Genomic DNA, 12,410 nt, shown 5'->3' with positions numbered 1-12,410 from the left:
AGGCACGACGGCACCATGGCCATTCGGAGTAGGGTCGGAAGGGATGAGCGTGGAGATCACCGCCGGCTCACCACACGTCGACGACGACGCCACGCCCGAGATCGCGGAAGCGGTGGCGGCCGCGCAGTCGGTGCTGAGCGGGCGGTTCGGGGCACAGATCAGGCTTGCCGATCCCGAGGACCTCGGGGGAGCAGGCCGGTCGGTCGTCGTCCGCGTCCGGGTGGCCGCGACCCCGTTCTCCTTACCCCGCACGCTGGTGGTGAAGCGCTACCCGCCCGCCGCGGCCGACCGCGACCCGTTCGCGCACGAGACCGTCAGCCACCAGCTGCTCACCGCGCTGCCCTCCGAGGAGCGCCTCACCCCCGAGCTCGTCGCGCACGACATCCGCAAGCGGCTCGTCGTGCTGGAGGACCTCGGCAAGGCCCCGCGACTCGCGGACAAGCTGCTCGGGCAGGACGCCCGCGCCGCCGAGCGCGGGCTGCTGTCGTGGGCGCACGCGATGGGCAGGCTGCACGCCACCACGGCCGGTCGGGACGCGGACTTCGACGCGCTGATGCGCCGCCAGGGCAGCCAGTGCTGCCAGGACCCGGTGGCCGTCGACGTGCACGCCGCACTGGACGGTCTGCCCGACCTGCTGGAGCGCGCGCTGGAGGTCGAGACCTCGACCAAGGCGCGCGAGTTCGCCGCGGCCTCGGTCAAGGGCTTCGTGTCGTCCCGGCGCCGCGCGTTCAGCCCGTCCACGTCGTGCCCGGACAACCACCTGGTGACCAGCAAGGGCGTGCGGTTCCTCGACTTCGAGGGCGGCTGCGTCCGCGACATCGTGTTCGACGCCGCCTGCCTGCGGGTGCCGTTCCCGTCCTGCTGGTGCGCCTACGGCCTGCCCGCGGGCATGTCGGAGGCCATGGTCGCCGCGTGGCGCGCCGAGGTCGGCTCGGTGTGGCCGGACCTGGACGACGACGCGGTGTTCCTGCCGCGCCTGCTGGAGTCGCAGCTGCTGTGGGTGTGGCTGTCCACGTGGCGCGCGCTGGCCAAGCTCACCGCGACCGAGCAGAGCGGCCACCGCGGCCAGGACGCCCCGCCGCGCAGCACGATCCTCACCTCGCGCTGGGTGCGGCTGCGCACCGACGCGGCCTCGCTGCACGTGACCGAGATCGTCGAGCACGCCGACGCCGTGATCGCCGCGCTCGTCCAGCGCTACGGCGACAAGGCGACGAACCTGCAGCTGTACCCGGCATTCCGGTAACCCGCACGCGGCGTTCGCCGCCGCTTCTCCCCGCCGACACCCGCCTGCGCGACCGTAGCGGCGTGCGCAGCCTCGTGGTGTTGGGCGACTCGACCTCCGTCGGCATCGGCGACCCCGTTCCCGGTGGCTGGCGCGGCTTCGGGCCGCTGCTCGCCGCGTCGTTCACCGACTACCGCAACCTCGCGTTCCCCGGCGCCCGGATCGGCTGCGTGCGGACCGTGCAGCTCGCCGACGCCCTGTCCGCGCGGCCCGACGCGGTGGTCGTGCTGGCCGGCATGAACGACACCCTGCGCTCGGACTTCGACCCCGTCCGGCTGCACGACGACCTCGACCACGTCGTCGGCGCGCTGCGGGCCGCGGGCGCCGCCGTCGTCACCGTCCGCTTCCACGACCACAGCCGTGTCTTCCGCCTGCCGGGCCCGCTGCGCCGCGCCCTGTCCGACCGGATCGCCTCCCTCAACGCCGTCGTCGACACCGTCGTGGAACGGCACGGCATCGGCTGCGTCGACCTCGACCGCCTCCCCGGCGCCTACGACCCGTCGACCTGGAGCGTCGACCGCCTGCACCCCTCCGAACTGGGGCACCGCCGCCTGGCGCGGGAGTTCGCGAGCCTGCTGGGCGTCGCCGACGTGAGCCTGGAGTGCACCGGGGGAGTGCGGATCACGCCGCTGCACCACGCCGCCTGGCTCCTGGTGAAGGGCGTCCCGTGGTTGTGGCGCCGCGGCCGCGACCTGTTCCCGCTGGTGGTGCGGATCATCCTCGCGAGTCGCGATTCTGAACCGATTCGATGCGGCCGACGGTCCCCAAGGGGGTTACGCTCGGTGTGGTTGAGCAGACAGCCGCGGATCGCAGGTACCTCTCGACCGGTCGGGGCGATGGTTGTGGAATTCTCGGATGTCGAAGCAGTGGCGCGTCGGATCTCCGGCTGCGTGGTCGTCGAGGTCGGCGGAGAGCTCGACATGGACACCGTGCCGGGCGTCGAAGGTGTGGCCAGGCAGGTCCTGGCGGACCTCGACGGCCCCCTGGTGCTCGACCTGACCCGCGTGACCTTCTTCGGGTCGACCGGGCTGAGCATGCTCCTCGAACTGCGCACCGCCTGCCGCGACCGCGGCGTCCCGTTCCGGCTGGTCGCCGACTCCAAGACCGTCCTGCGCCCGCTGGAGCTGACCGACCTGCTGCGCGAGTTCGTGATCGCCCGCGACCTCGACGAGGCCGCGGCCCACTAGGGTCGCCGGATGGCACGAACGTGACACGCTCTCCCCGAAAAGGTTGAACTTTCAAGCTACGTCGGTAGGTTCGACGTGACCTTGAAACCGGCGGCCGTCCGCGGTCGCCTCCACCTCGGGAGTGCCATGTCCCAGTCCACCACCGCCACCCCGCGCGCCCGCGGTCTCGCCTTCGCGCTGCCGGTCGCGATCCTCGGCGCGGCGGTCGTCTCCGTGGCCCTGGACGCCGTGATCGCCGCCATCGCCCACGCCGCGGGCGTCTCGGAGGAGTTCCCCCCGCTGACGTTCCCCGCCTACACGTTCCTCAGCGTGCTGGGCCTGCTCATCGGCGGCATCGCGTGGGCGGTCGTCCGGGCCAAGGTCGCGAACGCCGCGGGCTTCCTGCGCATCGGTGCTCCCGTCGTCGTGCTGGTGAGCTTCGTGCCGGACGTCATGATCGGCCTGAGCAAGTCGCAGCCGGGCACCACCTGGGGTGGCGTCGCGGCGCTGGTCGTCATGCACGTCGTGGTCGCGGCCGTCGGCATCGCCGCGTTCGGCTACTTCATGCCGGTCCGCAAGGCGTAGCCGTCCGGGAGGCGCGGTGGGTCGGGGCTTCGCCGGAGGGTGCGGCTCCGGGCCCGCCCGCGCCTACCCGACCTGCTCCATCACCAGGATCGCCCCGCCGACCTCGCCACCCGAGGACCGCAGCGAGCTGCACACCACCCGCACCCGCACCTCCCGCCCCTTCCGGTTCACCGCCGCCAGCTCGACCTCGGCCGTGAAACCCCCGTCCTCCAACGCTTTCCGCGCCACCGCCCCCACCTCGGGCAGCGGCAGCCCGATGTCGAGGTCCAGCAGGTGCGTGCCCTCGGCCTCGCCGCGCCGCACCCCCCACAGCTCCTCGGCCCCCGTGTTCCACGCCAGCACCCGCATCCCGGTGTCCAGCACCACCACCCCGGCCCGCAGGGACGTGAGGACCGACTCCAGGAACCCGTTGAGCCGGTCCAGCTCGCCGCCGCGCTCGCGCAGGACGTCGTTCGCCGCCCGGAGCCCGTCGTTGGTGGTCTCCAGCTCCTCGTTGGTGGACTGGAGCTCCTCGTTCGTCGTCTCCAGTTCCTCCACAGTGGACTGGAGCTCCTCGTTGGTGGTCTCCAGCTCCTCGTTGGTCGACTGGAGCTCGTCGTACGCCGACTCGAGCCGGGTGTTCGCCTGCTCCAGCTCCACCAGCAGCCCGCGGGCGGCGCTGACGTCGTGGAAGGCGATGGAGACGCCGAGGATCCCGTTGCCGGAGTCGACGAGCGGGCTGACGTGGACCTCGAACCACGTGGTGCCGCCGGGACCGCGGTCCCATTCGACGTCCTTGACGCGCAGCGTCCGCCGTTCGAGCCTGGCCTGGTCGACGTAGCCGCGCAGCTCGACGGGGCGGTAGGACAGGTCGAGGTCGCGCAGAGGGCGGCCGACGTCCTTGGCCGACAGGCCGAAGGTGGTCTCGGCCCGGTGGTTGACGAGGGCGACGACGTCGTCGCCGGTGACGACGACCTGTGCGACGGGGCTGGCCGAGAAACCCAGTTCGCGCAACCGGTCCAGGCCGCCGATGTCGACCCGGCGGTCCTGCGCGGACGAGCGCGCGACGAGGTGCGAGCCGCCCGGCGCGCCGTTCTCGGCCCGGCGGAACACCCGCCGCCTGAGGTCCACGGCGTCGAAGACGCGGGTGTGGCCGAGCAGCATCTCGGCCTTGCCCAGGAACAGCACACCGCGCGGCACCAGCGCGAAGTGGAAGCGCCCCAGGATCCTCGACTGGGTCTCCTGGGTGAAGTACATCAGCGTGTTGCGGCAGGTCAGCAGGTCGATCCGGGAGATCGGGGCGTCCTGCACGAGGTCGTTGCGGCCGAAGATGACCGCCCGCCGCAGGTCCTTGCGGAACGAGGACCTGCCGTCGTCCTGGACCTCGAAGTACCGCTCGCGCAACGCCTCCGGCACGCCCTCCAGCTCGCGTCCGGTGTAGGTCGCGTGCCGCGCGCGGGCGAGCGCCACCTCGTCGACGTCGGTCGCGTAGATCTTCACCCGCCGCCGGAAACCCTCCGGCCCCAACGCCTCCGCCAGCAGGATCGCGACGCTGTACGCCTCCTCGCCCGACGCGCAGCCCGCGCACCAGACCCGGATCGGGTCGTCGGGGTCGCGTTCGGCCAGCAGCGCCGGGATGGTCTCGTCGCGCAGCAGGTCCCACGCGTCCGGGTCGCGGAAGAACGCGGTGACGTTGATCAGGATGGTGTTGAACAGCGCGTCGAACTCGTCGGCGTTCAGCTCCAGGAAGTCCACGTACTCGGCGTAGTCGGTGACCGAGACCTGGCTCATCCGGTGCTGGACGCGCCGGACCAGGCTCGCGCGCTTGTACCCCGTGAAGTCGAAGCCCCTCGACTCCTTGAGGTGGGCCAGCACGTTCTCGAAGGCGTCGAGCGGCTCGGCGGTGCGGTCGGTCACACCGGGTAACGCTACCTGCCGGTCGGAGCGTCGTCGGGAATCGGGAGCACCGCCCAGACGACTTTGCCGCCGCGGGGGCTCGGCGACGTGCCCCAGGCCCGGCTCAGGATCTCGACCAGCGGCATTCCCCGCCCGCCGGGCTGCTCGTTGTCCAGCGGCCTCGGCCTCGGCGGTGACGGGTCCTCGTCGCGCACCGCGATGGCGAACTGGCCCGGCCGCAGCTCCAGCCGCAGCGACGGCGCGGACCCGGCGTGCCGGATCGCGTTCTCCACCAGCTCGCTGGCGATGAGCACGGCGTCGTCCACGACCGACAGGACGTCCCAGCGCGCGCAGGTGTCCCGCACGAACGCCCGCGCGAGCCTCGGTGTGGTGCTGGAGAACGGGAAGCGCACCTCGTGCCTGCGCCGTTCCCTCGGCAGGCCGACCGCGTCGAGCGCCGCCCGCACCGTCGGGTACCGCGGCACGAACCGGGCGACGCCGCTGGTGGACAGCGCCTCCCCGAGCACCTCGTCGTCCGCGACTAGCATCACCGGCACACCGGGCCACTCGGACACCCGCATCCACACCGTCGCGAACACGCTCAGCTCGGCCGTGCCGCGGATCGTGAAGTCGCGGGTCAGGTGCGCGACGATCGCCGTCGGCTCCTCGACCGCGCACTTCAGCAGCAGGTCGCGCAGCGCGGCGTAGGTCAACAGGTCAAGGTGGCCGGACACCTCGACGACCGCGGCGCCCTCGTGGACGACCACGTCGGTCGTGATCAAGAGGACGTCATCGCTCGCGACACGCCCGTCACGTGCCCGGATACCCCCTCGAAGCACTCGGTTCCCACGGCGGGCCGGGATCTGCCCCGGTTCCGGGCGGTGCGGGCCAGGCTCACCTTGTCCTCCAACGTGCGCAACGCGGTCTGCGGCGCATGGCCCATTGTGCCCGTTCAGGCGTCGGGGAGCCGGTCGGCACTCCCGCGCAGCGCGTCCATCACCAGATCGAGGAGGTGCGCCGACCTGGTGTCCCAGTTGTCGTCGAGGTCGATGCGCCACAGGAACCCCACCAGCAGCAACACCTCCTCCGCGTCCACGTCCGACCGCACCACCCCAGCGTCCTGGCACGCGGACAGCAGCAGGGCGATCGTGTCCACGACCGGGTCGTAGCCCTCACCCGCCAGCTTGTCCCGCGTCACCGAGTGCAACGCCCCCGCCAGCCCGTGCTTGATCCGCCCGTACACCGCGAGCCGGTCGAACCAGAGCCGCAGCGCGGTCAGCGGGGGATGGGCCGCCAGCAGCGCGGGCGCCACGTCCAGCAGCTCCTGCACGTCCCGGCGGTGCACGGCCATCACCAGCGCCTCGCGGTTCGGGAAGTGCCGGTACAGCGTCCCCTGCCCGATGCCCGCCAGCTTCGCGATCGACTGCAGCGTCGCCTCCCCGGACTCCTCCAACGCGACCCGCGCCACCTCCAGGATCCGCGCCCGGTTCTGCTCAGCGTCCGCCCGCCGAACCATCCCGCCTCCTTGCTAACCGGACAAGTGTCCGTTACGTTGGACTCAACCGGACAGTTGTCCGCTTCAATCCTACGTCACCACCCCACCGGAGGAGTCCCATGTCCGGAATCGACGGCAAGGTCGTCGCCATCACCGGCGCCAGCAGCGGAATCGGCAGGGCCACCGCGACCTTGCTGGCCGAACGCGGCGCCAAACTGGTCCTGGGTGCCCGCGGCGCCGACCGCCTGGAAGAGGCCGCCACCCACCTGACCGCCCTGGGCGCCGAAGTCGCCTTCCTTCCGACGGACGTCCGCAACCGCCCCGACGTCACCGCACTGGTCGACCTGGCGAAGGAGCGCTTCGGACGCCTGGACGTGTTCATCGGCAACGCCGGCGTCATGCCCATCTCCCCGATGGACGACCTCAAGGTCGACGACTGGGAGGCCATGGTCGACGTCAACGTGAAAGGCGTCCTCTACGGCATCGCCGCGGCCCTACCCGTCTTCCGCGAGCAGCGCTCCGGCCACTTCGTCACCATCGCCTCGACCGCGGGCCACCGCATCGTCCCCACCATGGCCGTCTACGCGGGCACCAAGTTCGCCGTCCGCGCCATCTGCGAAGGCCTGCGCCAGGAATCGGGAGAAGACCTCCGCGTCACCATCATCTCCCCCGGCATGACCAACACCGAAGGCGCCCGCACCACCGCAGGCCCAGAAGTCCAAGCCCAAATCGCCGCCACAACCTCAGCCTCCATGCCCCCCACCGCAGTCGCGGCCGCCATCGCCTACGCCATCGACCAACCCGCAAACGTGGACGTCGGCGAAATCGTCATCCGCCCAACCGCCCAAGCCTGACCAACAGCAATCCCCGCCTGCCGCCAGTCCGACGCGCAGCGCGGATGCCTTCCCCTCCAACGGCGCAGCCGAGGATCCCCAGTCGGGCGCAGCCCGCCAGCGCGCATCCGGCGCGGAGCGCCTGGGGCCTTGTCGGCGCCAGCCCGATGCCCTGTCCAATGGCGCAGCCGAGGATGCCTTGTCGGGCGGAGCCCGATGCCCTGTCGAGCGCAGCTCGATGTCTGGCGAAGCCAGATCCCCTCCCGCCCCCGATACACAGCGCCCTCCTGCCTCACCCCTGCTTGTCAAGACAGCTTAACCGTCTTGACAAGCAGGGGTGAGACATTGAGACAATTTCGCGCCGGGTGCCGGGCTTCACCAGGGGCGACCCACCACGCAACCGAGAGCCAGGTTCCGCCTCCCTAGAACCCCGAGTTCCCACTCCCCCTGTTCAACACGTACCCCGAGGAGTTCAACAACCCCCCAGACCCCGCCCCCGTCACCACGGTGTTAGCCACCGACGCACTACCAACCGCGTTCAACTCAATCCCGTACGTCCCAGCCCCGTTCACCGTCACCCGGTCAAAACTCAACCCCGTCACCGTCTTCTGGAAGCTCACCAGGATCCCCTGGTAAAGACTGTCCGTGATCGTCATGTCGGACACCACGATCGGTGCGGTGATGTCCTTGGTGTCGGCGTAGATCCACAACCCGCCCAGCTGCGCCGGCCAGTTGGGTTCCAGACCGCCGGTGCGGGTCAACGTGTTCCGCCGCACCCCCGTCGTCCCCGAGAACGCCACCGGGTTGAACCGCGTGCTGATCGCGATCCCCGCCGACGCCGTCACCGTGTCCGACACCACGTTGTCCTCGGCCCGGTTCCCGTTGCCCCCGTAGATCCCGATCCCGTTGGCCAGCAGCGGTACCTGCACCGTGTTGAACGTGTACGCGCTGCCCGTCACCGCCGCCGACTCCGAGAACATCGCCAGCGCGTCGTCCCCGGTGTTGCGGAACGTCGACTGGTCGATCCGCACGTTCGTCGTGGCGATGCCGTCCTTGGCGTGGATGTTCACCCCGTCGGCGAACGTGTCGCGGATCCGCATGCCGACCGCGTAGAGCCCGTTCGTCCCGGAGTCCGGCCACATCCCGACCTTCGTGTGCTCCGTCCAGATGTTCTGGAGGAGGGATCCGGTGCCGAAGTCGCCCTCGATCGCCGCGTCCGAGGCGTTGTCCAGGCGCGACCGGACGTCGCCGAAGATCGCCAGGTCGGCGATCGTGACGTTGCCGCCGGTGGCGAAGAACCCGCCGCGGTTGGCGGTTCCCTGGATCACCGTGCGCCACGGCCCGGCGCCGAAGATCTTCACGTTGGCGACGTCGACGGCCGCGGTGATCCGGAACGTCCCGGCCGGGACGTACAGCGGCTTGTTCTGCGCGGAGGCGGCCGCGATGGCGTTCCTGATCGCCGCGGTGGCGTCGGACCCGTTGTTCGGGACGGCGCCGTACGAGGTGACGTCGAGCGCGCCGGTCGGTGCCGGGGCCGCGGCGGGGACGACCTCGGCGTCGACGAGGTCGACGTCGACGTACGCGGCGGAGCCGGAGTCCTTCTGCAGCTTGACGACCGTGCCCGCGGGCTGGTCGCCGATCAGGGCCCTGGTCTCGTCGTAGAAGTGGTGGGCGTTCCCCTCGGCCGGGGTGTTGGTGTACGGGTAGGTGCCGTAGACCCAGCTGAACGCCGACGTGAGGCTCAGGTCCTGCTTCTTGGTCCCGTTGGTGTACAGGGCGAGCGGGGCGGTCTGGCCCGCGCCGTCCGCGCTGTCCGGGATCGAGTAGCGCACGACCACGGCGTTGGCGGGCTTGGTCAGGGTGACGCTGACTGACTGCCCCGTCGTCAGGCGCACCGCGCGCCTGCCGCTGGACTCCGACTGCACGGTCTTGAACGTGCGGTCGGCCGCGAGCACGGACCCGTTGGTGCTGCCCGCTTCCGCCTCGTACTCGGTGTAGGGCAGCGTCGCGCCGCGCGCCGCCAGTGCGGTCTCGCCCGCCACGACGACGCTGTCGACGAGCGCGTCGCCGCCGGTGCCGGTGAGCGCCAGGGTGTTCACGCCCGCGCGCAGCGGCACCGGCACGGTGGTGGTGCGCCAGTCGGCACCGGAGGGCAGGGTCGCGGTCCCGGCGTCGCGGCCGTTCGCCGTCACCCCCAGCGTCCGGCTCGCGCCGCTGCTGTTGGCGAACCGGATCGTCGCCGTCGCCGTGCCCGCGTCGGCCATCGCGACCGTGCGGACCAGTCGGGCTCCGGTGGTGCCGAAGCCCGAGACGTAGCCGGTGCCGCTGAACCCGGAGGTCGAGGTGCCGACCGCGGCACCGCCGGAGAGGAAGGCGGACTCCGCCTCACCCGGACCGGCGGGCGGTCCGACGACCACCGAAGTGACGGTCAGGCTGTCCAGGTTCACGTTGCCGGAGTCGGTGCTGTCGAAGGCGACCGCGATCGCGTGGTTGCCCGCGCCCAGGGTGGCGGACTCGGTGGCGGTCGACCAGGTGTCCCAGTTCGCGGTGGCGGGCAACGACATCTGGCGCAGCCTGGTCCTGTCGACGTAGAGGGAGAGGGTCATCACCGCCCCGGTCCCGTTGGCGTACCGGACGGCCAGCGACTTCTCGCCCGCGCTGGTGGTGGACACGGCGAACGTGGTCCTCGCACTGCCCTTGTTGCCGTCTGTGTAGCCGCCGACGAACCCCGTGCCGGTGAACCCGGTGTGGTCGGTCGCGGTCACCGCGCCGCCGGACAGCGCTCCGCGCTCGGCCTCGAACAACGGGCCCGTGGTCGGGTTGTCACCGGGGGAGCTCGGGGTCACGTCGAGGTAGTCGACGTTCACGTTGCCGTTGTCGGCCGACCCGAAGGCGTAGGCGACCGAGTGCGAACCGGCGGTCAGCGCGACCGTGGTGGTCGAGGTGGCCCAGCTGTCCCAGCCCGCCGTGGCGGGCAGGGTGACCTGGCGCGGCGAGGCGCCGTCGACGGTCAGGGTCAGGGTCCTGGCCGATCCGGTGCCGTTGGCGTAGCCGAGGCCGAGCGCGTAGTCGCCCGCGCTGGAGGCGGACACCGCGAACGCGGCTTTGGCCGCGCCCCTGTTGCCGTCGGTGAACCCGCCGACGAACCCCGTTCCGCTGTAACCGGTGTGGTCGGTCGCGACGGCCGCGCCACCGGAGAGGGTGGCGCGCTCGGCCTCGACACGGGTGGTCGCCGCATTGGCGTGCACCAGCGGGGAGAGCGCGAGAGCTGTGACGGCCAGCAGGGTGGCGAGGCGACGTCCATGGCGCCTTGGTGGTTTCACGATGACTTCCGTTCCGTTGTGGTTTCAGCCCTTCACGGCACCGGACAGCGCGCCGCCGTTGAGGAAGAGGCGCTGGAAGGCGAGGAACAGGGCGACGGGGATGACCGTGGAGATGGCGAGCGCGGCGAGGAACACGTCGAGCTCGATGAAGCGCTGCAACGCGGGCAGCCGCACCGACAGCGGCTGGACGGCCGGGTCGGGCAGGACGAGCATGGGCCAGAGGAAGTCCTTCCACGCGGCGATGACGGCGAACACCGACACCACCCCGAGGATCGGCCGGGACATCGGCAGCACGACGGACCGGAACAGCCGGAACGGCCCGGCCCCGTCGACGCGCGCGGCCTCGAAGACCTCGCGCGGCAGGTTGTCGAAGAACCGCTGCACCAGCAGGATGTTGAACGCGTTCGCGCCCGCGGGCAGCCACACGGCCCAGAACGTGTTCACCATCGACATGTCGACCACGGTCAGGTACAGCGGCACCAGCAGCACGACCGCGGGCACGAACAGCGTCGCGAGCACGACACCGCTGAGCGCCTTGCGGTAGCGGGGCCGCAGCACCGACAGGGCGAACCCCGCCGTGGTGGCCACGAGGACCTGCGCGAACCAGGACCCGGCGGCGATCCAGACCGTGTTGAGGAAGTACTTGTCGATCTGCACCCGCGTCCACGCCGTCGCCAGGTTCGCGAGGTCGACCCCGTTGGGCCACAGGGCGAGCGGGTGGCGCAGGGTGTCCTGCGTCGGCGTGATCGCCGCCTTCGCCAGCCACAGCATCGGGCCCAGTCCGGCGATGAACAGCAGCACCAGCAGGATCGCGTGCACCACGGCCGCGGTGCCGCGGATCCGGGGCTTGCGCCAGTCGAACGTCGAGAGCACGCCGCGGTCGCTCATGAGGTGCTCCAGGAGCGGGTCAGCCGGAAGTAGATCGCGGACAGGACGGCCAGCACCGCGGCGAGCATCAGGCTCAGCGCGGTGGCCGAGCCGTAGTCGCCGCCGAGGCTGTTGGCGAAGGCGTAGTCGTAGATGAGCAGCAGCACGGTGGTGGTGGCGTTGGCCGGACCGCCGCCGGTGAACAGGAACGGCTCCAGGAACACCTGCGCCGTGCCCACGATCTGCAGGATGAACGTGATCAGCAGGACGCCCCGCAGCTGCGGGATCGTCACGTGCCAGACCTTGCCCCACACCGAGGCGCCGTCGATCTCGGCCGCCTCGTACAGCTCCGGCGGGACGCTGGTCAGCGCGGCGAGGTAGATGATGATCGTGCCGCCCGCCGCGGCCCAGGTCGCCTCGATCACCAGCGACACCATCGCGGTCCCGGCGTCCTGCAACCACGGCACCGGACCGATCCCGACCGCGCCGAGCACCGTGTTGAACACGCCGGTGGGACTGGCGTCGTAGAAGAACTTCCACAGCAGCACGGCCACCACCGGCGGGATGACCACCGGCAGGTAGGCCAGCGCGCTGTAGAGGCCCTTGAACCGGCGGACCTCGCTCATCAGCACCGCGGCGAGCAGCGGGACCGGGTAGCCCAGCAGCAGCGCCAGCACGGCGAACCACAGCGTGTTCTTCACCGCGGTCCACAGCAGCGGGTCGTCCAGCACGGCCCGGAAGTTGTCCAGCCCGACGAAGGTCGGCGCGGTGACCAGGTTCGTCTCCTGGAAGCTCATCACCACCGCTTGGACGATCGGCGACCAGGAGAACAGCCCGAACACGACGAGCATGGGCAGGAGGAACACCAGGGTGCCCAGCCCGCCCCCGCGCACCCAGGAGACCGGCGAGCGCCGGGTCCTGCGGCGCGCGGGTGCGGCGGGCGGGGGAGCCGCGGCGGGCAGCACCCCCCGATCCGCCACGGGT

At 71.2% G+C, this 12,410-nt stretch carries 10 protein-coding genes; 4 read left to right on the top strand and 6 right to left on the bottom strand.

Annotation, left to right across the window (positions count from 1 at the left end):
* The first annotated feature begins 43 nt into the window (after positions 1–43).
* From CLV43_RS22945 to CLV43_RS22935, 3 genes are all read left to right on the top strand, one after another.
* On the top strand, positions 44–1,243 hold the full coding sequence (locus CLV43_RS22945; RefSeq protein ID WP_106189277.1) for a hypothetical protein: 1,200 nt from the start codon (positions 44–46) through the stop codon (positions 1,241–1,243).
* 62 nt (positions 1,244–1,305) lie between these two features.
* The gene (locus tag CLV43_RS22940) at positions 1,306–2,469 is read left to right on the top strand and encodes an anti-sigma factor antagonist (RefSeq protein WP_106189276.1); all 1,164 of its coding nucleotides are present in this window, start codon (positions 1,306–1,308) and stop codon (positions 2,467–2,469) included.
* 126 nt (positions 2,470–2,595) lie between these two features.
* Positions 2,596–3,033 carry a DUF6069 family protein gene (locus CLV43_RS22935; RefSeq protein ID WP_106189275.1) on the top strand — a complete coding sequence of 146 codons (438 nt, stop codon included), beginning with the start codon at positions 2,596–2,598 and terminating at the stop codon, positions 3,031–3,033.
* Between the two features lie 63 nt (positions 3,034–3,096).
* Here the strand turns inward: CLV43_RS22935 and CLV43_RS22930 are convergent, their stop codons facing one another.
* The 3 genes from CLV43_RS22930 to CLV43_RS22920 form a co-directional block, all read right to left on the bottom strand.
* Positions 3,097–4,929 carry a CheR family methyltransferase gene (locus CLV43_RS22930; protein WP_106189274.1) on the bottom strand — a complete coding sequence of 611 codons (1,833 nt, stop codon included), beginning with the start codon at positions 4,927–4,929 and terminating at the stop codon, positions 3,097–3,099.
* Positions 4,930–4,940: 11 nt separating this feature from the next.
* On the bottom strand, positions 4,941–5,690 hold the full coding sequence (locus CLV43_RS22925) for an ATP-binding protein (RefSeq protein ID WP_106189273.1): 750 nt from the start codon (positions 5,688–5,690) through the stop codon (positions 4,941–4,943).
* Between the two features lie 170 nt (positions 5,691–5,860).
* Positions 5,861–6,424 carry a TetR/AcrR family transcriptional regulator gene (locus CLV43_RS22920; RefSeq protein ID WP_106189272.1) on the bottom strand — a complete coding sequence of 188 codons (564 nt, stop codon included), beginning with the start codon at positions 6,422–6,424 and terminating at the stop codon, positions 5,861–5,863.
* A 98-nt stretch (positions 6,425–6,522) separates the two neighbouring features.
* Here CLV43_RS22920 and CLV43_RS22915 point away from each other — a divergent pair, with 98 nt between their 5' ends.
* Positions 6,523–7,257 (top strand): SDR family oxidoreductase, encoded by a 735-nt coding sequence (locus CLV43_RS22915; protein ID WP_106189271.1) that lies wholly within the window; start codon positions 6,523–6,525, stop codon positions 7,255–7,257.
* Between the two features lie 401 nt (positions 7,258–7,658).
* On the opposite strand, the gene CLV43_RS22910 is transcribed toward CLV43_RS22915, so the two are convergent.
* The 3 genes from CLV43_RS22910 to CLV43_RS22900 are packed head-to-tail and all read right to left on the bottom strand — an operon-like array spanning position 7,659 to position 12,406.
* A complete protein-coding gene (locus CLV43_RS22910) occupies positions 7,659–10,559 on the bottom strand; it encodes a CBM35 domain-containing protein (RefSeq protein WP_106189270.1) in 2,901 nt (966 codons plus the stop codon).
* A 24-nt stretch (positions 10,560–10,583) separates the two neighbouring features.
* On the bottom strand, positions 10,584–11,447 hold the full coding sequence (locus CLV43_RS22905; protein WP_106189269.1) for a carbohydrate ABC transporter permease: 864 nt from the start codon (positions 11,445–11,447) through the stop codon (positions 10,584–10,586).
* Positions 11,444–12,406, bottom strand: coding sequence for a carbohydrate ABC transporter permease (locus CLV43_RS22900; RefSeq protein WP_245886833.1), 963 nt, complete (start codon positions 12,404–12,406; stop codon positions 11,444–11,446). The genes CLV43_RS22905 and CLV43_RS22900 overlap by 4 nt, the downstream gene beginning before the upstream one ends.
* Positions 12,407–12,410 lie beyond the last annotated feature (4 nt).

It is taken from the genome of Umezawaea tangerina, assembly GCF_003002815.1.
Taxonomy (GTDB): Bacteria; Actinomycetota; Actinomycetes; order Mycobacteriales; family Pseudonocardiaceae; genus Umezawaea; species Umezawaea tangerina.
The sequence above is the reverse complement of the archived record's forward strand: the minus strand, read 5'-3'. Positions and strand labels throughout refer to the sequence as shown.